Origin of the sequence: Micromonospora sp. ATCC 39149, assembly GCF_000158815.1 — a bacterium.
Classification (GTDB): domain Bacteria; phylum Actinomycetota; class Actinomycetes; order Mycobacteriales; family Micromonosporaceae; genus Micromonospora.
The window spans coordinates 5,911,153-5,933,059 of the sequence record NZ_GG657738.1 but is presented as its reverse complement, the minus strand read 5'-3'; the positions used below and the strand labels follow the sequence as shown (position 1 = coordinate 5,933,059).

General features: G+C 68.3%; 15 protein-coding genes and 7 pseudogenes. 15 read left to right on the top strand and 7 right to left on the bottom strand.

The features are described 5' to 3' along the window. Positions 1-317 precede the first annotated feature (317 nt). The 5 genes from MCAG_RS29895 (at position 318) to MCAG_RS26020 (ending at position 3,605) form a co-directional block, all read left to right on the top strand. Positions 318-1,151, top strand: a complete 834-nt coding sequence (locus MCAG_RS29895; protein WP_007075941.1) for a VOC family protein — start codon at positions 318-320, stop codon at positions 1,149-1,151. Between the two features lie 101 nt (positions 1,152-1,252). After that, the gene (locus tag MCAG_RS32880; protein WP_198141628.1) at positions 1,253-1,462 is read left to right on the top strand and encodes a hypothetical protein; all 210 of its coding nucleotides are present in this window, start codon (positions 1,253-1,255) and stop codon (positions 1,460-1,462) included. 9 nt (positions 1,463-1,471) lie between these two features. After that, positions 1,472-2,029 carry a dihydrofolate reductase family protein gene (locus MCAG_RS26030; RefSeq protein ID WP_007075940.1) on the top strand — a complete coding sequence of 186 codons (558 nt, stop codon included), beginning with the start codon at positions 1,472-1,474 and terminating at the stop codon, positions 2,027-2,029. 291 nt (positions 2,030-2,320) lie between these two features. Further along, positions 2,321-2,878 carry a transposase gene (locus MCAG_RS33955; protein WP_369751383.1) on the top strand — a complete coding sequence of 186 codons (558 nt, stop codon included), beginning with the start codon at positions 2,321-2,323 and terminating at the stop codon, positions 2,876-2,878. 103 nt (positions 2,879-2,981) lie between these two features. Next, positions 2,982-3,605 (top strand): DDE-type integrase/transposase/recombinase, encoded by a 624-nt coding sequence (locus tag MCAG_RS26020; protein ID WP_083802347.1) that lies wholly within the window; start codon positions 2,982-2,984, stop codon positions 3,603-3,605. Here the strand turns inward: MCAG_RS26020 and MCAG_RS31340 are convergent. After that, positions 3,502-4,900 (bottom strand): annotated as a pseudogene (locus MCAG_RS31340) (IS30 family transposase). The gene MCAG_RS26020 and the pseudogene MCAG_RS31340 sit on opposite strands and share 104 nt — an antisense overlap. A 44-nt stretch (positions 4,901-4,944) precedes the next feature. On the opposite strand from MCAG_RS31340, the pseudogene MCAG_RS26015 reads away from it, so the two are divergent. The 5 genes and pseudogenes from MCAG_RS26015 to MCAG_RS29890 all read left to right on the top strand — a co-directional run. Beyond that, positions 4,945-5,238: pseudogene (locus MCAG_RS26015) on the top strand (integrase core domain-containing protein); the annotation flags it as partial. Further along, positions 5,239-5,367, top strand: a pseudogene (locus MCAG_RS36375) (hypothetical protein); the annotation flags it as partial. A gap of 73 nt (positions 5,368-5,440) precedes the next feature. Beyond that, positions 5,441-6,010, top strand: a complete 570-nt coding sequence (locus tag MCAG_RS26010) for an SAM-dependent methyltransferase (RefSeq protein ID WP_232290279.1) — start codon at positions 5,441-5,443, stop codon at positions 6,008-6,010. A gap of 696 nt (positions 6,011-6,706) precedes the next feature. Further along, entirely contained in the window at positions 6,707-7,066 is a 360-nt protein-coding gene (locus MCAG_RS32875; protein WP_007075934.1) for a hypothetical protein, read from the top strand. A 185-nt stretch (positions 7,067-7,251) separates the two neighbouring features. Beyond that, complete coding sequence (locus tag MCAG_RS29890; protein WP_157548221.1) at positions 7,252-8,985, top strand: trypsin-like serine protease; 1,734 nt, start codon at positions 7,252-7,254, stop codon at positions 8,983-8,985. A gap of 504 nt (positions 8,986-9,489) precedes the next feature. Here the strand turns inward: MCAG_RS29890 and MCAG_RS26000 are convergent. The 4 genes from MCAG_RS26000 to MCAG_RS35805 all read right to left on the bottom strand — a co-directional run bounded on the left by MCAG_RS26000 (position 9,490) and on the right by MCAG_RS35805 (position 11,252). Next, positions 9,490-9,807: a hypothetical protein gene (locus MCAG_RS26000; protein ID WP_007075932.1), complete on the bottom strand. Its 318-nt coding sequence runs from the start codon at positions 9,805-9,807 to the stop codon at positions 9,490-9,492. 23 nt (positions 9,808-9,830) lie between these two features. Further along, on the bottom strand, positions 9,831-10,490 hold the full coding sequence (locus MCAG_RS25995) for a transposase (RefSeq protein WP_007075931.1): 660 nt from the start codon (positions 10,488-10,490) through the stop codon (positions 9,831-9,833). A 133-nt stretch (positions 10,491-10,623) separates the two neighbouring features. Next, a complete protein-coding gene (locus MCAG_RS35810; protein ID WP_255349003.1) occupies positions 10,624-10,950 on the bottom strand; it encodes a C1 family peptidase in 327 nt (108 codons plus the stop codon). Then, entirely contained in the window at positions 10,950-11,252 is a 303-nt protein-coding gene (locus tag MCAG_RS35805; RefSeq protein ID WP_255349002.1) for a C1 family peptidase, read from the bottom strand. Before MCAG_RS35805 ends, MCAG_RS35810 begins: the two co-directional genes overlap by 1 nt. Before the next feature lie 25 nt (positions 11,253-11,277). On the opposite strand from MCAG_RS35805, the gene MCAG_RS35235 reads away from it, so the two are divergent. Both MCAG_RS35235 and MCAG_RS25985 read left to right on the top strand, forming a co-directional pair. Continuing rightward, positions 11,278-12,549 carry a bifunctional class I SAM-dependent methyltransferase/N-acetyltransferase gene (locus MCAG_RS35235; RefSeq protein WP_007075930.1) on the top strand — a complete coding sequence of 424 codons (1,272 nt, stop codon included), beginning with the start codon at positions 11,278-11,280 and terminating at the stop codon, positions 12,547-12,549. A 505-nt stretch (positions 12,550-13,054) separates the two neighbouring features. Then, complete coding sequence (locus MCAG_RS25985; RefSeq protein ID WP_198141626.1) at positions 13,055-16,804, top strand: AAA family ATPase; 3,750 nt, start codon at positions 13,055-13,057, stop codon at positions 16,802-16,804. A gap of 163 nt (positions 16,805-16,967) precedes the next feature. On the opposite strand, the pseudogene MCAG_RS25980 reads toward MCAG_RS25985, so the two are convergent. Continuing rightward, a pseudogene (locus MCAG_RS25980) lies at positions 16,968-17,261 on the bottom strand (integrase core domain-containing protein); the annotation flags it as partial. 258 nt (positions 17,262-17,519) lie between these two features. Between MCAG_RS25980 and MCAG_RS25975 the strand changes: the two are divergent. After that, a pseudogene (locus tag MCAG_RS25975) lies at positions 17,520-18,604 on the top strand (IS30 family transposase). Positions 18,605-18,741: 137 nt separating this feature from the next. Here MCAG_RS25975 and MCAG_RS25970 read toward each other — a convergent pair. Then, a complete protein-coding gene (locus MCAG_RS25970) occupies positions 18,742-19,926 on the bottom strand; it encodes an FAD-dependent monooxygenase (RefSeq protein ID WP_232290277.1) in 1,185 nt (394 codons plus the stop codon). A 231-nt stretch (positions 19,927-20,157) separates the two neighbouring features. Between MCAG_RS25970 and MCAG_RS25965 the strand changes: the two are divergent. Next, positions 20,158-20,904, top strand: a pseudogene (locus MCAG_RS25965) (transposase); the annotation flags it as partial. Between the two features lie 165 nt (positions 20,905-21,069). Next, positions 21,070-21,890, top strand: a pseudogene (locus MCAG_RS31330) (IS5 family transposase). Positions 21,891-21,907: the final 17 nt, after the last annotated feature.

The following is a 21,907-nucleotide window of genomic DNA, read 5'->3' as shown; positions in this document are numbered from 1 at the left end:
GGGGTCCAGATTCACCCGCCGACCCGGGGTCCGATTTCACGCGTCGCCGACACCGGGTGTCCGAAAAGACCGCCGCAGTGCAGCCCAAAAGCCGAGCGCCCCCTCACCGACCGCGGGGACCGGGGCCCGTATACCCCGACGAGCGCAGCCACGCAGCAGTCGGACCTGGCGCAGGACTGGTAGCTGAACCCACCGCCTCATTTGTCGGTTCACCGGCCACTCGAACACAGACCGCCTTGGCCTGCCGCCATCCACGTTGTCGAAGGATGACGTCCGGGTCTTGACCCTGATGCGGGTCAGCCTCCCAGAATCGGCTCATGGACGACGATCACACGGACGACCGATCCGGGCGGTGGCAGATCGGACAGTTCGCCGAGCTTGTCGGCCTGAGCATCCCGCAACTACGCCGCTATGACCGGCTGCGGCTGCTCGAACCTGACGGCCGCGAAGCGCAGTCCGGCTACCGCTACTACACGCGCGGCCAGACCGGCGCCGCCCGGGCGATCGCCCTGCTCCGCTCCTTGGACATGCCCATCGCCGACATCCGCCGCATCCTCGCCGGTACCAGCGACACGGAACGGCGCCAACTGTTCCGCGACCACCGCGCGCGGCTGGAGGCCCGCCTCGACGAAGTCCGCCGCCTACTGGAAGCGGTGGACGCACTCACTCAGGAGGACCACATGACCGTTGACGCACCAACCGACCTGACGACCTGGCTGCACCTGATGCCGAAGCTTCCGGTCACCGACATGGACCGCTCGGTCGCCTACTACCAGGAAGCGCTCGGCCTTCACCTCGCCTGGCGCACCGCCGACGGCAACCTAGCCGCACTGGCCAGCGGCGAGATCGAGATGCTGCTGCTCGCCGCGTGGGCGAGCGACTCCCCACCGCCCCCGCAGTCCGCCTACGTGTACGTCGAGGATCCCGACGCCCTGTGCGCGGAGTACCAGCAGGCCGGCGCCGACATCGCCGACCCGGTGGCCTCCCGTCCCTATGGCATGCGGGACTTCGTCGTACGCGACCCGGATGGACACCGCTTCACCCTCGGCCGTGGCGAACAGCGGCTGCGGGAAGTCGCCGACCAATACGGCCTCACTCCCGAAACAATCTCCGTCAACCCGCCGTGGCTGCAACCTCGCGGCAGGTCGTAGCCGACCCCTCAGCCGGCACGCCGACAGGCGACTGGGGCCTTGTCTGAACGCTGACTGGGTGGTCTTCCCAGGCGATCCCCTACGTCTTCAAAAGCCGACCAGTGAGCTTGCTTAACACCCGCCTGCCGACCGGTCACCAGCTAGTGCCGGAGAACCTCGAACCGGCTGGGCGGTTGCTGGTCTATCAGGCCGCGATCTCCAGGCGTTTCGTGCTCATCTGCGGAGGGGATGCCCGTTTCGACAACGTCACCGATGCCCGGCTCGCGGTGTTTCCACCCGACCCCGAGCACACCACCCACACCACCACCTGAAGGAGACCCATGGCAAAGCTCATCTACTCGATGATCACCTCGCTCGACGGCTACGCCGAGGCGGCGGACGGAAACCTCGGCACCGGGGCGGAGGATCCGGAGGTGCACACCTTCATCAACGACGTCTTCCGTCCCGTCGGCACGTACCTCTACGGCCGGCGGATGTACGAGACGATGGTCTACTGGGAGACCGCGCACACCGAGCCCGACCTGCCGCCGCACATCCTGCAGTACGCCCGCGACTGGCAGGCCGCGGAGAAGGTCGTGTACTCCACGACGTTGGAATCGGTGTCCAGCGCAAAGACCAGGATCGAGCGGACCTTCGACCCGGACGCGGTGCGCAAGCTCAAGGCCGAGGCCGATCACGACCTCACCGTCGACGGCCCGAACCTCGCGGCCCAGGCGATCGCGGCCGGCCTGGTGGACGAGTACCACCTGTTCATCACCACGAGCGTGGTCGGCGGCGGCAAGCGGTTCTTTCCCGACGGCGTGCGCCTCGAACTCGAGCTGGTCGAGGAACGTGCCTTCGACAGCGGACTGATCTACGCGCGCTACCGGACCCGCTGAGCCGCGCCGGTTGCTGACATTGCGCCGGCTTCGGCTGTGCGACGCTGGGGGCGTACCGTCACCTACATCGCCGCCGCGGTTGCCCTGGTCTACTGCCTGACCCGATGGGCGTGGGCGCTCGGTATCCCCCTCGGCGTATCGCCCGAGTTCCTGCGGGCATCTCTACAGGCCACCGCAGGTTATCGCACGTCTAACGCGGTCACGGCTAACACCGCCACGGCGGTGGCTTGCGACCTGAAGGTGTTCTTCGCAGTGGTTGCATGAGGCGGAGCAGGCCAAGGGTCAGCGTCAATCCGGCGTTTCGGGCCGCGTTTGCTCCCGCGTCTCGGAGAGGGCAAGTCCGGCAAGAACCGTATGCATATCGATATCCGGGTGGCCGGTCCAGGCCCCTGGGACATGGTCGAGCGCGCCCGACTAATCCGGCAGAAAGTGCCCGACCTGGTCGCCGCCGGCGCGACGGTGGTCCGCGAGGAGTGGTACGGCGACGTCCTCGGGCACGTCGTCATGCAGGACCCCGAGGGGGTCTGCTGCACCGATAGGTGGCATCTGAGATGGCTTGCCCTGCGGGCAGGCTGGAAGGATATCGCTGTGCCCAAGCCCTACCCCCGAGAGTTTCGTGATGATGTCGTGCGGGTCGCTCGTGACCGCGAGGCGGGAGTGACCGTTGAGCAGGTCGCGAAGGACTTCGGGGTTCACCCGATGACGTTGTTCAAGTGGCTGCGCCAGGCCGACGTCGACGCCGGGACCACGTCCGGGACAGCCAGCAGTGAGTCCGCCGAGCTGCGCGAAGCGCGCAAGCGGATCAGGTTGTTGGAGCAGGAGAACGAGGTCCTGCGCCGGGCCGCCTAACTGTCACAGGCGAACTTGCCGGGAAAAGGCTCTACCCGCTCGTGAGCGAGCTGGCCGCCGACGGGATCCCCGTGGCGGTGACGTGTCGGGTACTGAACATCGCTTGCAGCCCTACTACCGGTGGCTGGCCCGACCCGTCACCGGCGTCGAGCAGGTGGCGGCGTATCGGGCCAACGCGTTGTTCGACGCCCACCGTGACGATCCGGAGTTCGGCTACCGGTTCCTGGCCGACGAGGCCCGCGACGCCGGGCAGCCGATGGCCGATCGCACCGCATGGCGGATCTGCTCGGGTAACGGCTGGTGGAGTGCGTTCGGCAAGCGCAAGCGTCGGGGCAAGGGCAGCAAGGTAGGCCCACCGGTGCACGGCGACCTGGTCAAACGGGACTTCACCGCCGACGGCCCGAACCGGCTGTGGCTGGCCGACATCACCGAGCACCACACCGGAGAGGGCAAGCTCTACCTGTGCGCGATCAAGGACGTCTGGTCGCACCGGATTGTCGGCTACTCCATCGACTCGCGGATGAAGAGCCGCCTGGCCGTCGCCGCACTGGACAACGCCGCCGCCAGACGCGCCGGCCTGGCCGGTTGCATCCTGCACACCGACCGCGGATCCCCAGGCGGATTCAACCGGTGGTTGCAACACCGGGTTGCTGGAGCGATCGTAGGTGATCGTCGAGGACTTCGGCTGGAGTCTTCCAGTCGAGAGTTTTGCGGGGTCGGCTGTTGAGGGCGTGGGCGACGGCGTTGATCTCGTCGGCGCTCCATCGGGACAGGTCGGTGCCTTTCGGAAAGTACTGCCGCAGCAGGCCGTTGGTGTTTTCGTTGGTGCCGCGTTGCCAGGGGCTGTGGGGGTCGGCGAAGAATCCGGGACGCCGGTTCGACCGTGAAGCGTGCGTGCGCCGACAACTCCTTGCCGCGGTCCCACGTCAGCGACCTGCGCAGTTGCTCGGGCAGTTGGGTGATCGTCTCGGCGAGGGCTCTGCTCATCGTGATCGCCCCGTAGCCGGCGAGATCGGGGCCGTTCTTCGTCCGCGGGCTCACTCCCCAGCCGGCTTCACGCGGCAGGTGGATCAGCATCATGAACCTCGTCGTCCGCTCAACCAGTGTCCCGATCGCGGAGCGCTGCAAACCGATGATCAGATCCCCTTCCCAGTGCCCGGGAACAGCACGGTCGGCAACTTCGGCGGGCCGTTCGCTGATCAGGGTGTCGCTGGTAACATGCGCCCACGCGCGTTGCTTCGCCCGTGCTCGGGGAACGCGAAGCGCGCGACCGGTTCGCAAGCAGGTGACGAGTTCGCGCTTGAGGGCGCCACGGCTCTGGACGTAGAGCGCCTGGTAGATCGCCTCGTGGCTGATGCGCATGGACTCATCCTCCGGGAACTCGGCCCTGAGCCTGCGGGAGATCTGCTCCGGGCTCCACCCGGTCGTCCATGCCCGATCGGCCCGGTGGGGCTTGTTGCGGCCCTCCACTGCGGGCCCTGGGGGCCGGTGACCGGCCGGCCGTCCGCTGTCCGGATCACGCCCGCCAACCGTTGCTGGATGTACTCTCGCAGCCGCTCATTGGTCAGCAGCTTCGCGATCTTCGGCCGGCGGGCTCGACGCTCCGCATGCCACTGCGCGGTCGAGGCCTTGTAGTCCAACCGGTACGTTCTGGTCGAGGCGTTACGCCGCAACTCCCGCGAGATGGTCGACGGGTCCCGACCGACCTGGCGGGCGATCGCACGAACACCCAAGCCCTGCGCCCGCAACAGAGCGATGTCCTCTCGCTCACAGAACGACAGATAGCGGCCCGACACCGTCGGCGGCAACCCAGGATTCACGCCGCCAGCGTGCCGGAACCACCGGAACGCCACCGGCGACGACACACCCGCCGCCGCGGCCGCGTCCTCGGTCATCACACCGGACCGGATCGCAGCCCAGAAACTTGACCCGGTCCTCACGCCACGCCACCGTCGGTCGTCCCGGCGAAGGCATCTGACCCCGACACTCCCGAACCCGCCTCTGCCCCGGCCCATAAGCCATCGCTCCACCTTTCCGACAAGGTGTTGCGACGACCGGTTGAATCCGCCCAATTTCGATCACGAAAGTTCGTCCGGGCACTCGACCGGTACCGGATGGCCGGATCGATGGGTCGCGTGGGCGCCGCCGGCGACAACGCCGCCATGGAATCCTTCTTCGGGCTGCTGCAGCACAACGTTCTGAACCGACGGACCTGGCGCACCCGCGAGGCCCTACGGATCGCCACCGTGACCTGGATCGAACGGACGTATCACCGCCGCCGACGACAACGGTCCCTGTCCCGGTTGACCCCTATCGAGTACGAGACAATCATGACCCCACCGGCCAGTCAGGCCGCGTGACTGAACCTGCCACCTATCGGTGCAGCAGACCCCTTCCCCGCCGACCGCGAGGCCGCTCGACAGCTCCTGCTGGCCCTTCCGCAAGCCGCCGACATGGCTGTGTCAAACCGGCTGTTCCTGCAGCGCGTGGTACGTGTGCTCGCCGAATCGGGAATCCGGCAGTTCCTCGACCTGGGCTCCGGGTATCCCCACCCAGGGCAACGTGCACGAGACCGCTCAGTCGATTGCCCCCGACAGTCGAGTGCTGTACGTCGACATCAACCCTGTGGCGGTCGTCGCCTCCAACGAGATCCTGATCGGCAACCCACACTGCCACGCCATCCAGGCGGACCTCACCCGCCCACAGCTGATCCTCGACGCGCTCACCGACAGCGACCTGGCCACGACGATCGACCTGGACCAGCCCACGGCGCTGCTCTACTGCGCGGTGCTCCACATGATCCCCGACGACCGCATCGCCGATGTCGTCGCACCGATACGGGATCGGCTCGTGCCGGGCAGCGCCATGGTCATCTCTCATGCAAGCACAGCCGTGACCGACCTCTTCGGCGAGTCGAGCGTGTCCGCGGCGAAGGGCGTCTTCCGGACGCAGGCCGCCACCGAAGTCACCGCCCGAACCGACGAGCAGATCATGGCGCTGTTCGACGATATGACGCTGATGCCTCCCGGCCTGGTGTCGCTCAGCGACTGGCGCCCGGAACTGAGCGACCCCGACCCTTATGCCTCGACCCCGACTCGATCGCCAATACACGGAGCCGCCGGCACCCGGTGACACCGACCGCTAGGCTGCATCGAGTCCTGCCCTGGGTTGGGCAGGGGCGGTCAGCGATTTGAGCGTGCATTCGCGTCGAGGTGGGATCGCCGCGCGAGGTAGCCCTGCGGGGACCCCCTGCTGGCAGCGCTTTCCCAGGGATTCGCTCCCGACTGTGGCAGTCGGCCGAGCTGGGCACTTTCTGCGGTCATACCGCGCTGGCCACCGGCGACGACAGCCGGCAGCCACCCGGCGATGACGCCAACCCGGGACGGCGTCGCCGGCCCACCGATCCAGCCGAGCAGGGGTGACGACCATGCCGCAGACCGCCCTGTGTGCCATGCTCGCCGTCGCCGTCGCCGTCGCCGTCGCCGTCGCCGCACCGGTCCGGTCAGTGTGGGCCGACGCCGCGCACGGCATCGGCGCCGACGTCGCCGCCCTGATCACCTGGGCCGATCAGCCCGACGCGGTGGGCCGGTTTCACGGCCGACTGCACACGCTGCCCCTACGGTTCGCGCAGCCGCAGCCGCAGCCGCAGCCGCAGCCGGCTCAGCTCCAGATCCGCGTCCCGCCTGTCCGGCGGATCCGAGGTGTGCACCGGGGCATGGGACGAGGTGGGGCACCAGTCCACCACGATTCTTTGGTTGCTCAGGCCCCCGCAGCGAGGAGCCCTGCGCGGCGAGGCGATCGCCGAGCACATCGGCCTGGCTGACGGGGGTGCTGCGCGCCGAGCTGCCCGTCGGCCAGGACCTGGCCGACCTGACCGTGGTCACCGCGATGGTCGGCGAACTGGAGGCCGTCATGTCTGTCTCCACGGTCGCCGGCTCCCGCCGCGACCACACCCACAGGCTCTACCTGCTCGTGCTCGTCGGCGTGCTCGCGGGCGCCACTACCAGGTCCCCCGGCACACCGCGCAGGGCTGGATCCGGACCCTGCGCCGCCGGCAAACCGCCTCCGCCGCTGAGTAACCCTGGCCCGCCCTCCTGGGCAGGCCCAACACCAAGTCAGGTCCTGAAAGGCCAGATGTACGGCCCAGCCGAATTCGTACATCTACGACAACGGATCCTGCTCGCATAAATTAATCACGACCACTCTCTTTCTATCAGGGCCGTTGGGTGGACGGCCCGACCGTGGGCGACGGAGACGGCGACAAATTCCCTACTCGGCGAGAACCCGACAGGACGGTAACGCCTTGCTGCCGGAACGGCTTCCATTGTCGAGACGCCAGGCGCCAGCCTGGCGTCTTCGACGAGGAGGCGAAAGTGAGAAGGATCCTGGCGGGTGTGCTCGGCGTGTCGAGTCTGGCGGCGGTCCTGCTGGTGGCCGCGCCAGCGACGGCGCGGTCCGTACCGGACATCGCGACGCTGGACCGGATGAAGGTGGGGCTGGACCACGCGGCGGACATCCCCGCCGAGGTGAGCAGCTGGCGCACCGACCCGGCCACCGGGACGCTGGTCATCCGGGTTCGGCCCGGCGGTGCCGAGCGGGCGCGGGCGTTCGCTCGGGCCAACGGGGTGGCGCCGGGAGTGCTGCGGCTGGTCGAGGCCGCCGGGCGGCCGGAGAAGCAGGCGGAGCGGCTGTTGGCCGGCAGCGCCCTCGAGATGGGCCCGGCTGCCTGCACGCTCGGCTTCGCCGTGACGCAGAACTCCACCGGCCGGGCCGGCTTCGTCACAGCCGGGCACTGCGCCACAGCGTTGCCAGGTCAGCCGCTCACCACGCAGGTGGGTAAGCCGCTGGGCACCTGGGCGGGCGTCGTTAGCGGGGACCAGGACATGGCCTGGCTGCTCACGGACCCCGCCTGGAGCCCGGCCGCCGAGGTGCGCGCCCTCGGCCCGGTCAATGGCGACGAGCCGGCCGGCGTGGACGCCCCGGTCTGCCGCTTCGGGTTCACAACCGGCATGCATTGCGGGCAGATCCTGGCCCTGAACGTCACCGTGGCGTATCCCGCCCCGGACGGCTCCTACAAGCCGGTCACCGGCCTGACCGAAACCTCCGTCTGCGCCGAGAACGGGGACTCCGGCGGCCCCTTCGTCTCCGGCGACCAGGCACAGGGCGTGCTCTCCGGCAGCCTGACGGACTTCGACTGTGGCGACGAGGAAGACCGCTCCTACTTCCAACCGATCCGGCCGATCCTGCGGCAGTTCGGCCTGAGCCTGCGTACCTATTGGCAGGGCGCGACTCCGCTGCCCGGCGGACAGCAGATCGTCTCCACCCCAGCAGTGACCACCTTCGCCGGCGGTGAGTCGGTCTTCGCCCGTCGCGCCGACGGCCAGATCGTCACCACCACCCGCGCCCGCAGCGACTGGTCGCCCTGGACCGTGGTGCCTGGCGGCCGGACCACCCCGAGCGCCCCGGCCGTCGCCGTCCGCAACGGCGTCCTCTACCTGTTCGTACGCGACAATTCCGGCCGACTCTTCGTCAACACGGCCACCCGTTCAGCGTGGTCCGGCTGGATCGAGGTGCCCGGCGGCGGCAGTACCCCAAGCGCCCCGGCCGCAGCACTCATCGGCGACGCGCTGCATCTGATCGTGCGGGCCGGCAACGACAAGCTGGCCGAGAACGTATACACCGCGAGCGGCTGGTCCGGCTGGAGCGTGCTGCCCGGCAACGGATCGACCCCCGACGCGCCCGCCGTCGCCACGGTCGGGGACACGCTGCAGTTGGTCGTGCACGCCACCGACGGCCGGATCTACGGGAACATCTACAAGGACGGCCGCTGGCTCGGCTGGGTCCAGGTGGACGGCAACGGCTGGACCGGGAGCCCCCTCGGGGTGGCCGGCTACGACGACAAGGTGCGGATCTTCGCGCGCGGTGGCGACAACCGGGTCTACACCATCGCTACGAATCCGGGCCTCAGCTACTTCTACCGCTGGACCCCACTGTCGCCCGTCGGCCTGACTCAGGACGCCCCAGCCGTCAATGTCTACGACAGCGAGCTGCACCTGTTCGTCCGCGACTCGAAGAACCAGCTATACGTCGCCACCGCGCGGGTCTGAGCCGGCCGGGGCCGTCGTGACCACGACCCGGAAGACCGCGATATCGGCTTTGTCACGCGTGAACTGGGCGAGTTCCTCGACGCGCCCCGATGCCGTCCTGGTGCGAGCGGGTCATGCCCGTCGTGGGCGATGAACGCGTACCCGTAGGGATTGGTGAAGGTGAAGGTCCGACCGAAGGGTCGGACCTGACCGCGTGTGCAGCCGCACTCAGCGACCTGGCCGGAGACGCCGGGCCAGGATGAGGTGCAGGAACTACGCGGCATGACGCCGGAGGTCGAGCACCCGTACCGGTTCCGTTTGTGTCGCGGCCGGCTCGTCGGCAGCGGAGGGGGCGAATCGGGCGGCACGGCCGGGGCCGGGGCCGGGCCCGGGTGCGGCGGTGAACCGCCGCCGCCAGGTCGTCCAGAGGCCCGTGTCAGCCAGATGCTGTCGACGCCCACCGATCCGATACCAATCTAGGCAATCTAGATCCAACGCCGTTCAGTTAGGGCGGTGGCTGGTTGGTCAAGGGTCGTTGGTAATGACGTTGATGCTGGTGGTGGCTTTGTAGGTGCGGCGGTCGATGTTCGGTCCGCGGGCTTGGTACTTGGAGTTCGAGCGTTTGATCATGCGAGTTTTCCTGCGGATGCGGCGCTTGGGCAGCAGATTGACCAAGACGTGTTCCCCGATGACGCCGACCAGGTCGATGACGGTGTCGGCGATGACGCCGGCGGCGTGGACGACCTGCTCACGGGCGGTGTGGAGGGCGGTGGCGAAGCTGGCGCGGTCCGGGTCGAGGCCGGGTCGGCTGTCGGTGGCGTCGACCATGGCGGGCTCAGGCATCTGTGATTGATCTTGGGGGTAGCTCAGGGCAGGGCGAGGACGCGTTTGCGGAGGAGGTCGAGGTCCGCGCGGCCGTACATCTGTCGTTTGATGGTCTTGATGCGGTTGACGTGGCCTTCGACCGGGCCTGAGCTCCAGGGCTGGGTGAGGCCGGCGAGGACCGCGTCGCGGTCGCTGGCCAGGCCGGTGGCGAAGCCGCGCAGTTCGGGGTATCCGGCGTGCCGGGCCCGGTCGATCCAGACGTCGAGGTGTTGTCCGGTGCCTTGGTGGCGGACCAGCGCGGCGAACCCGCGGGCGAGGTCAGCGACGGTGTCGAGGTCCGGGCAGCGGCTGCGGGCGTCGGCGAGATGGGTGCGGTCGTCGTCGGTGAGTTTGTGGCCGGGGCGCATGATCCAGGCGGTGATCCGCCGCGCGGACGGCACCCGGACGGTCACAGGGGTGGGGCGGGTGCGGTTGATGGTGAGCCAGTCGCGCAGCGCGCGCAGGTTGCCCTGGTAGCCGCGGGCGAGGATCTCGGCGTGCAGGTCGGCCGTGTCGTGGACGCCGCCGATGAGGCGCTCCCGTAGGTGGGTGTGGAACGGGGCCAGGACGCTGGGACGGCTGGTGGCGTTCGGGCCGATCAACGCCTCAGTGGTGGCGGCTCGGGCGTACTTGCGGGCGGTCCTCGGCTTGATCCTGGTCATCGAATGCGGACCACGCGGCTACGGCCCCGAGCACCTCGCCTTCTGCGAGGAATCCCTCGCCAACTGGGCCACCGCTCTACGCGACCTGTAGTGGTGCAGGGATCTCGACGGCCCGGTCCAGGAACATGCTCTACTATTGAGTATAGATGCGGCTGAACCCATCGACCTTCCACATCGTCGCGTCGATGCCGCATTCGCCATAACCGATCTTGAAGTAGCCTCGCTCAAGATATGGCTGAACGTCCTCATTGCCGAACCTGGGTACCTGACCCCACCCTGTGGCCCATTGGTTCTTGCATAGCCAGGCTTGTTCGTGGTCGCTGTAGCCGACGACGCAGACACAGTGACCACCGTCCAGACCGCCCCACCTGTGCTTGTAGACACCACCAGTGTAGTGACGAAAGTCTTCGTAGATGGTGAAGCATGTGGTGAGAGGGGCGGTTGTCAGCCAAGCCTTCATCATTGAAGGATCTCCAGCCCAGGAGTAGCCGCTGATAATGGTGAGCTGTCCTGCCAGTAATTACAGAGATTACAGAACTGATCACCTGGAGTGTAGGGGAAGCACGACTCGGGCACGACACCAGCACGCTCCGCATATTGGAACGCCGCAGAGGGGTACCAACCATTGAGGCACCCATTGGATCCTCCGCAGTAGAACAGTTGCGCCGGAGACAGTTCGGAAAGGACGTTCCCATTAGGATCGGTGTAAGCGATGTTACTTCTCGGTTTGTTGTGGCCGCCCGGCCATACCGTGGCCGGCACCGTGCGGGGCGAAGCGATCGCCTAGATCTTCGCGCTGCACAACGGTCTGCCCCGACAGGGCCCGGGCTCGGAGACGACCACCCGCCGCCTGCTGGCGCTGGCAGGTCCGCTACCCGAACATCCCCGCGTGCTCGACCTCGGCTGCGGCACTGGACCCGCCGCCCTGCTGCTGGCGGCGGAGGCCGGCGCACAGGTGGCCGCCGTGGATCTGCACCAGCCGTTCCTTGACGAACTCGCGGCCGTCGCCGCCGCGCGGCGAATCACCTCCATCACGACCGCGCGGCTGTCAATGGCCGATCTGCCCTTTCCCGACCGCAGCTTCGACCTGGTCTGGGCGGAGGGTTCGGTCTACAACATCGGATTCGACACCGCGCTGGCCAGTGGGCGACGTCTGCTCGCTCCCAGCGGCGCGCTCGTCGTCACCGAATGCGAATGGGGCACCGACACCCCCTCCATCGCGGCCCGCACGTACTGGGGCCGTCACTACCCGCTGCGGACCAGGGCCGCCAACATCGCCGCGGCGGAAGCCGCCGGATACACCGTAGAGGGCGTCTATGAGCTACCGGACAACGATTGGTTCGACGACTACTACACCCTGCTGACCGAGCGCGTCGAGACTGCGCCCGCCCGGCCGGGAATGGCCGAGGCCGTGACCGCCACGCGCGAAGAGATCCCCCTACGTCGCCGTCACGGTACCGACTACCGCTACACCGGGTACGTCCTGCGCCCTGTCACCCAATCGCCGAGAACGCACACCCACGAGGAGCCGTACCCCGCCATGACCACCCGCATCTGGCGCACCCGCCTGGAAGCCGGGCCTGACGACCGCGCCGCGATCCGCCGGATCAACCTGTCCGCGTTTCCCGGCCCGCTCGAGGCCGACCTGGTAGACGCGCTGCGGGAGGACCGGCAGGCGTGGCTGCCGTGGTCCTCGTGGATCGCCGAGGACCCCAACGGCGCCCCCGCCGGCTTCGCCCTGCTGACCCGATGCCACGTGGACGGCGTACCGGCCCTGGCCCTCGGTCCGTGCTCGGTGCTACCCGAACAGCAGCGCACGGGCGCCGGATCGGCGGCGATTCGCGCCGCTCTCGACGCCGCCCGGGCGGCGGATGAGAACCTCGTCCTCGTCCTCGGCCACGCGCCCTACTACCCCCGGTTCGGCTTCACGCCCGCCTCCGGGTACGGGATCCGGCCGCCGTTCGACGTGCCGGACGAGAACATGATGGCGCTGGTATTCGACCCCGCTCGCCCTGTCCCGCGCGGAACCATCCGCTACGCGGCGGCCTTCGGTGTCTGAGCTGCACCACTTCCGTCAGGTGCGGGCCCGATCGCCCCGCACCTGACCGGCCCTGCCGACGTGCCCGGTCTCGAAGCGGCCGAGTGCGTGGTGGTGTTCGCGGTGCTCACCACGGCGTGTGTTTGCGCTCGCCAAAGCGGACGCCGGGCCTCTCGGTTTGCACGTTCAGTCGTCTTTCGAGATTCTTTGTCCTGTTTTGAGGGAATGGGCGATTAGTGAATGTCGAAGATCTTTCGGATGGCGGGGTCGTTGAGAGGTTGTGGACATCGGGAGGCTGCTGACTGTTGCCGTTGGCATGGCTGGGGAGTTGGCCGGGTGGCATGAGCGGGAGGGTCTGCCGCACGGGCGCGTTTGTCCGGCGGCATTTGTGGAAGATCACCGTCCAGGTAGGTTGCTGCTACGGCCCGTAGAGGCTGGGGCGGCGCGTGGGTGGGCGGCGCCGGAACAGGCGCCGTGGGGCTTGGGCGGCGTTGATGAGCGCTGTGATCTTTACTGCCTCGGGCTGGTGCTGTACGAGTTGTTCGGCGGTGCGTTGCCGCAGCGTGGCAGCGCCGCGGGGCCTCCTGCGGGGTGGTCGCCAATCCTGTCCGATGAGTCGTTGCCGGGAGTGCCGGGGCCGGTCGTGGCTGTCCTTGGACGGTTGCTGGAGGCCGATCCCGCCCGTCGTTACCAGACGGCGCGTGGCGCCGCCGCTGATCTGCAGCGGTGCCGGGCGCAGTGGAGACGCAGCGGCCGTCTCACGCATTTCGCCCTGGGCCGTCGCGATGACTCGCGCCGGCTGCGCTTCAGCGTGGCGCTCCACGGGCGGGAGCAGACGCTGGCCAGGCTCCACGCTATTTTCCGGCGAGTGGTGAACGAGGCTCGGCCCGGGCTGGCGTGCCTCGCGGGTGAGCCGGGCGTGGGCAAGTCGGCGCTGCTAGCCGAGTTCAGCGCGCGGGTCGCACGCTCCGGCGGGCGGGTACTGGTTGCGCGCTTCGACGCGAGCGCACGGCATGTGCCGTACGCCCGGCTGGCTTCCGCGTTGACCCAGCTGGCCTCGCAGCTGCAAGAAGAGTCGGCTGAGCGGTTGGCCGCGTGGCGAACCCGGCTGGCCGCCCGGGTCGGCCCGGGCGCGGATCTGCTCGTCGAGCTGGCGCCGGCGTTGGCGCCGGTGCTTGGTGATCCCTGCACCGCGGAGCACTTGTCCGCCACCCAGGCTCACCGGCGTTTGTGCTCAGCGGTACGGCGGCTGATCACGGAGGTTTCCGCGGATGGCCCACTGGTCATCGTTCTGGACGATCTACACCAGGCCCACGAGATGAGCCTGAAGCTGCTCGCGGGGATGTTGACGGGTATGGACAGCGGGCCCGTGTTGCTGGTAGCCGCCTACCAGCCGCGGGCGGCGAAAAACCTTGGGCTGACGACGACGCTGTCGGCGTTGGGCGGGCGGGGCACCACGGTGGTGCTGCGGCCGTTGCCCGACACCGCCGTGCGGGGTCTGCTCGCCGAGATGCTGCAGACCACCGCCCCATCGGTGACGCCGCTGACGCAGGTTATCGGTGCGGCCACCAGGTCGAATCCGTTGGCGATCATTCAGCTGATGCAGGAACTGCACGATAGGCGAGCGTTGCTGTTCGAGCCGCACATCGCCGCTTGGACGTGTGACTTCGAAGCGGTCTTCGGCAGCGCGAGGCCAGGCGACCTTCGCAGGTTGATCTCCTTGCGGATAGCCGCTCTCCCCGCACCGTTGAGCAGGCTGCTTGGTGTCGCCGCTCTGCTGGGGGAACAGTTCGACGCGCAGGTGCTGGCCGCCGCCGTGGGCAAGCCGGTTGAGCGGGTGCAGCGGTCGCTGCGGCGAACGTTGGGACGGCAGTTACTGCGGCGGGAGGGCGGGGCCACCACCTACCGCTGGATTCACGAACAGGTACGTCAGGCCGCGCTGAGGCTCCTTCGCAAGGAGCAGGTGCCGGTGTTGCGGCTCGCGGTCGGCCGGGCGATGCTGGCGAATCCGCAGGAGCGAGCGTACCCCTTCGACGTGGTGGAGCATCTCAACGCGGGCCGCCACCTCATCGTGGAGCGGGCGGAACGGGTGCAGTTGGCCTCGCTGAATCTCACCGCGGGGCGCATCGCCAAGCGTCGCGGCGCCGCCGTGCCCGCCCGGCGTTACTTCCATGCCGGGCTGGCCGCGCTGCCTACGGATGGGTGGTCGCGGTGCAACGACCTCGCTGTCGCATTGCACGTCGCGGCTGCCGAAGCTGAACACCTCGCGGGCGAACAGGACAACGCGCGTCGCCTGTTGGACACCGCGATGACCCACGCCGAGGTCGACCTCAGCCAGGTCGACGTGCTCGCGCTGCACGCCAACCTGCCCAAGTTGAGCGGCGACTGGGATGCCGACGCCGAGCCGGCCTTACGGGCACTGCGGCTGCTCGGCGTCAACGCGCCAGATGATCCCGCCGAGTGGCGACCGGCAGCCGCAGCGGCGTTGCGCGCACTGCGTGACCACCTGGCTGAAACCGACCTCCACGCGCTTACCACAATCCCCGCCATGACCGACCGGCGAGCACTGGCTGCCGCCAACCTCATCGCCACCCTGCTCCCGTCAGCCCAGGCCCGCGACCCTGCCTGGTTCACCCTGCTGGCGGCGAAAGGAGTGGCACTCACGCTGGAGAACGGCTGCGCGCCCGCCTCGACGGTGACGTTCGCCTTCGCCACCCTGGTCCTGGCCGATCACGATCATCTCGACCAGGCAGCGCTGTGTATGGATACCACGCTGCGACTCATGGACCGTGTGCCGGCGTCGCCTTACGGCGTCCACGCCAAAGCGGCCCTGGCGCACGCCCTACCCGCCTGGTACCGATCAAGTGAATTCGCCACGGGACTGCTGCATCAGGCGTACCAGGACGCAATCGAGCACGGCGAACTCAAACAGGTGAGAGTGAACCTCATCCTGCACCACATGTACCTGTTCGCCGCCGGCACTGCCCTGGACATCGTGGCGGAACAGGTCGGCGCGGCATGGCGGCTCCTAGCCGAGCACGGCGGCGACGACCTCAAAGCGGCGATGGGCAACCGGATCATGGACAGGCTCGTCAGCCGGCTACGCAACACGAAACCCGAGCCCGTGCCCGAGACAGCTACGGAAGCCCAACTGGCGGCGCTGTGCCGAAAGGGCGAACTCGGCTACGCCTCCAGTGTGTTCCTCACCCGCATGCTCGCCGCGGCATACATCCTCGGCGACCACGCCGAAGCGCTCGAACTCGTCGAGACCGCCCAGCGCATCGAACCAGCGGGACCCGGCCGGTTCAACGTCGCTGACCGAACCTTCTTCCACGCGCTGACGCTGACCGCCCTGTACCACACCGCCAGTCCCGCGCAGCAGCGCGCCTGGTCGATCACCCTTGACGAGCTACAGGCCGCGCTCGGCGACTGGGCCACGGCCGGGCCACGCGTCTTCGGCTGGCAAGCCCTACTGGTAGCCGCTGAACGCGCCCGACTGGCCGGCCACGTCGACCAAGCCGTCGGCCGCTACACCCGGGCCATCGGCACCGCCCGCGAGCACGGCACCGTCCACGGTGAAGCCATCGCCGCCGAACTCGGCGGACGGTACGCGCTCGCCCGCGGTCAGGCCGACGTCGCCGCAGCCTACCTGCGGCGGGCCCGCATCTGCTACCAACAATGGGGAGCCGACGCCAAGGTCAACCACATCGACGAACTGCTCAGCACACTCGCCACGCCCGCGACGATCCACCTACACGACACGCTCGACCTGTTCACCATCCTGGATGCGATCCAGGCCATTCACTCCGAACTCGAAATCGACTCTCTGCTTACCACCATACTCGACGCAGCTATCCATCACGTCGGCGCGCAATACGGCGCTCTGACATTGCCCAGCCTCGACCCATCAACATCGGTAACCGTTCTGCGGCAAACAGCCACAGGCCCGACAACGGCGGCCGAAAAAACACCGAAGGCGCTGATGCTCCACATTGGCAACAGCCGCTCAACGGCGGTTGGAAGTTACCAGGAAGCCTTCGCACTCGCCGCCGACCCCTACCTGGCCCAGCACCAACCGGCGTCGCTGCTATGCGCGCCGATTCTCCACCGTGACGAGCTCGTCGCGGTGCTCTACCTGGAACACCGCCACACCAGCGACCTGTTCACCCCACCCACCCGCCAACTACTACACACCCTCTGCGTCCACGCCGGCATAGCCATCCGAAATGCGAACCGATTCGCTCACCTCAACGACCTCACCACCGCAACGACCTGATCACCCGCTCTGGCCCATACCCCTACAGCCGCAGTCTCCAGCTTGGATAGCAGGAACTTGCCATGCCGGAATCGAGCGCCGCCTTGCCCTGCCGAATCCACTCGGCGAGCTGAGCGAACCCTTGGTCGATCGGGTCTGCTGCACCGGCAGGTGACAGGTGTAGTCACGCGGCCTGACTGGCCGGTGGGTGCATGATGGTCTCGAATTCCACGGGGGTCGACCGGGACAGCGACCGCTGGCGTCGGCGGCGGTGGTAGGTCCGTTCGATCCAGGTCACGATCGCGATCCGTAGTTGCTGGCGGGTGGCCCACGTTCGCCGGTTGAGGACGTTGTGCTGCAGGAGGCCGAAGAAGGATTCCATGGCGGCGTTGTCGCCGGCGGCGCCCACGCGACCCATCGATCCGGCCATCCGGTACCGGTCGAGTGCCCGGACGAACTTTCGTGATCGAAATTGGGCGGATTCAACCGGTCGTCGCAACACCTTGTCGGAAAGGTGGAGCGATGGCTTATGGGCCGGGGCAGAGGCGGGTTCGGGAGTGTCGGGGTCAGATGCCTTCGCCGGGACGACCGACGGTGGCGTGGCGTGAGGACCGGGTCAAGTTTCTGGGCTGCGATCCGGTCCGGTGTGATGACCGAGGACGCGGCCGCGGCGGCGGGTGTGTCGTCGCCGGTGGCGTTCCGGTGGTTCCGGCACGCTGGCGGCGTGAATCCTGGGTTGCCGCCGACGGTGTCGGGCCGCTATCTGTCGTTCTGTGAGCGAGAGGACATCGCTCTGTTGCGGGCGCAGGGCTTGGGTGTTCGTGCGATCGCCCGCCAGGTCGGTCGGGACCCGTCGACCATCTCGCGGGAGTTGCGGCGTAACGCCTCGACCAGAACGTACCGGTTGGACTACAAGGCCTCGACCGCGCAGTGGCATGCGGAGCGTCGAGCCCGCCGGCCGAAGATCGCGAAGCTGCTGACCAATGAGCGGCTGCGAGAGTACATCCAGCAACGGTTGGCGGGCGTGATCCGGACAGCGGACGGCCGGCCGGTCACCGGCCCCCAGGGCCCGCAGTGGAGGGCCGCAACAAGCCCCACCGGGCCGATCGGGCATGGACGACCGGGTGGAGCCCGGAGCAGATCTCCCGCAGGCTCAGGGCCGAGTTCCCGGAGGATGAGTCCATGCGCATCAGCCACGAGGCGATCTACCAGGCGCTCTACGTCCAGAGCCGTGGCGCCCTCAAGCGCGAACTCGTCACCTGCTTGCGAACCGGTCGCGCGCTTCGCGTTCCCCGAGCACGGGCGAAGCAACGCGCGTGGGCGCATGTTACCAGCGACACCCTGATCAGCGAACGGCCCGCCGAAGTTGCCGACCGTGCTGTTCCCGGGCACTGGGAAGGGGATCTGATCATCGGTTTGCAGCGCTCCGCGATCGGGACACTGGTTGAGCGGACGACGAGGTTCATGATGCTGATCCACCTGCCGCGTGAAGCCGGCTGGGGAGTGAGCCCGCGGACGAAGAACGGCCCCGATCTCGCCGGCTACGGGGCGATCACGATGAGCAGAGCCCTCGCCGAGACGATCACCCAACTGCCCGAGCAACTGCGCAGGTCGCTGACGTGGGACCGCGGCAAGGAGTTGTCGGCGCACGCACGCTTCACGGTCGAACCGGCGTCCCGGATTCTTCGCCGACCCCCACAGCCCCTGGCAACGCGGCACCAACGAAAACACCAACGGCCTACTGCGGCAGTACTTTCCGACGAAGTCCTCGACGATCACCTACGATCGCTCCAGCAACCCGGTGTTGCAACCACCGGTTGAATCCGCCTAGGTAGCCGCGATCCGGTCGCAATTACGGGTGACGAAGCTGCGTTGATCGCTGGCGCGTCTATGAACTTCGGAAGCCGCCTGTCCCGTGATTTCCTGCGGGACAGGCGGTGCGGCCGGGGCTGCGGGTCCTACGGTTCGACGTGGGCCTTGGAGTCCGGCACTGCTGTGTAGTCGGGCAGCTGGACGCCGTTGATCGCGCGTTCGACGACCACCATGAGCGCGTCCATGTCGGGCTCCGGGGCGGGTTCGGCGTCCGGCGCGGGGACCGCGCGGCTCTGCACGTGCAGCCGGCCGATTTCCTGGTTGGCCTCGACGAACGGGCGCATTCGCTGCTCGTAGCCGGCGAACCCGGCCCCGGGATCCCACCCGGCGGCGGCCAGCTCTCCGGCCAGCAGGTAGGCCCCGACCAAAGCCATCCCCGTGCCCCCGCCGGAAAACGGCGACGAGCTGAACGCCGCGTCCCCGAGCAGCGCTACCCGTCCGCTGGACCAGCGGTCCATCACTACCTGGGCGACCTGATCGAGGTAGAAGTCTTGGGCGTCGTCGAGGTGCGCGAGGATGCGCGGGGTCAACCAGCCCAGGCCGGCCATCCGCTCGCGCAGCAGGTCCTTCTGGGCCGCGACGTCGCGGTAGTCGATGTCGAAGTCGGGCGCGGGGAACGAGAGCATGGCCATCGCCCGGGTGACGTCCGGGACAGGTCGCAGGCCGGCGGAGCGCCCGGACCCCTGGTCCTGGTAGTCGATCAGCCAGCGGTCCAGCCCGAACTCGTTGGGCACGCTGTAGAAGGCCAGCACGAGCCCAAGGTGACGGACGAACCGTTCGTGCGGCCCGAAGACCATCGCCCGTAGCGCCGAGTGCAGCCCGTCGGCCCCGACCACCAGGTCGAAGCGCCGTCGGTCGCCGCTCGCGAAGGTGACGTCGACCCCGTCCGCGTCCTGGGCGAGCTCGGCGATCCGGTCGCCGAATACGTACTCGACACCGTCCCGAGTGTCGTCGTAGAGCACCCGGGAAAGATCCCCACGCAGGATCTCGATCTCCGAGATGTACCCGTCGCCGCTGTCATCCTCCGCGCGGAAAGTCTCCAGCACGTTCCCGTTGACGTCGACCGTGTGCGCGCCGGCGGTCTCGGTGCGGGCCGCGCGCACCGCCGCGTCCAGCCCCATGCGCCGGATCACCTCCTTGGCCACGCCGCGGGCGTCTACCGCCTGCCCACCTGGACGCAACTCGGGAGCCCGCTCCACCACGGTCACCTCGGCCCCGCGCCGGCCCAGCCAGTGGGCCAGCGCCGGCCCCGCGATGCTCGCTCCCGCCACCAACACCCTGGTACCGCTCACAACGCCCCCTGCTGGTCCGATTCAAGTCGAATGTCGGGTCGGCCCGGTCCTCGGCCCGCCCCCACCCAGACACTGAGACTTGGGCGCGGCCAGGAACTCATCGCTACACACCCATCGGGTTCTGTGCCGATGGATCAGCGCAGCCTCAGAAGATCGTCGCAAGGAGATCGTCGCAAACAATGGCCAGGACAATGACCCGGCACCCGCAAAACCGACGCCGCGGACGCCGCCAGCGTCGCTCACGCCGCCATGCGGCACCAGCGGCTGCGCCACGTCGTCGCCGAGGACCATCACACCCGGCTTCGGCTACTCTCCGAACGCCGCGACGACCTGGCACGCGAACGCGTCCGGCTACTCAACCGCCTCCACGTCCTCCTGCGCGATCTGATCCCCGGCGGCGCGGCGCTGGACCTCACCGCGGACAAGGCCGCCGCGCTGCTGCGCAACACCCGGCCGCTCACCGCCACCGACAGCTGCCGCCGCGACCTGACCCGCGACCTGATCACGGACCTACGCCACCTGGACCGACGCCTGCACACCAACCAGACCCAAATCCGCCAGGTCCTCACCGAAACGCGCTCCACGATCACCGACATCCGCGGCGTCGGACACATCATCGCCGCCAAGACCCTCGGCCACGTCGGCGACATCACCCGCTTCCCCACCGCCGACCACTTCGCCAGCTACGCCGGCACCTCACCACTCGAAGCCTCCAGCGGCGAACGCCGCCGCCACCGGCTCAACCCCACCGGCAACCGGCAACTCAACACCGCCCTGCACACCATCGCACTCGTCCAAGCCCGCGATCCCGGCCCCGGCCGCGTCTACTACCAGCGCAAACTCAACGAAGGCAAGACACCTGCCGAAGCGCGCCGCGCCCTCAAACGACGCCTCACCAACGTCCTCTACCGACACCTCACCAAAGACCAACTCAAACCCGCCACCGGCACGGATTGACACACAGAGGCGCTCTTGAGCCTCTCCCCGCCCTGGGGCGACGCCCGGGCCGCGCAGGCCAGATGAGAGCCACACGACCAGCGTGGGCAGCCGCAATAAGAGTTCCTAACAAAATGACCACCTGGTTTTTCGTCCCTTGTAGAGGGTGATCTACGATGTCGGGCCGTGAGGCGTGGCGAGCAGCCGCCGTGGATCGTGCCGGACGGGCTGTGGCAGCGCATCGAGCCGCTGCTGCCCACACCTGAGCGCAACCCACGGCACCCGGGACGCAAGCGGATCCCGGACCGGCAGGTGCTGTGCGGGATCCTGTTCGTGCTGCACACCGGCATCCAGTGGGAGTTCCTGCCCCAGCAGTTGGGGTTCGGCTCGGGGATGACCTGCTGGCGGCGCCTGGAGGAGTGGAACCGGGCCGGGGTGTGGCAGCGACTGCACGAGTTGCTGCTGGCCGAACTCCGGGCAGCCGGCAAGCTGGACTGGTCCCGTGCCGTGATCGACTCCTCGCATGTGCGGGCCGCCCGACGTGGCCCAAAAGCGGGCCGAGCCCGGTCGACCGCGCCCGCCCGGGCTCGAAGCACCACGTCCTGACCGAGGGCGCCGGCATCCCCCTGGCCGTGTCGCTGACCGGCGGCAACCGCCACGACGTCACCGAACTGCTCCCACTGATCGACAAGATCCCACCGGTACGCGGACGGCGCGGCCGGCCACGACGCCGCCCGGATCAGCTCTTCGGCGACCGCGCCTACGACCACGACAAGTACCGTCGGGCGGTACGCGGCAAGGGCATCCGCCCACGCATCGCCCGCCGCGGCCACCCCCACGGCTCCGGCCTCGGAGTAGTCCGGTGGATGGTCGAGCGGACGATTGCCTGGTACCACGGCATGCGACGGCTACGCATCCGCTGGGAACGCCGTGACGACATGCACGAAGCCTTCCTCAGCCTCACCACCTGCATCATCACGTACCGACACGTCGTACGACTTTGTTAGGAACTCTAAGAGGGCGT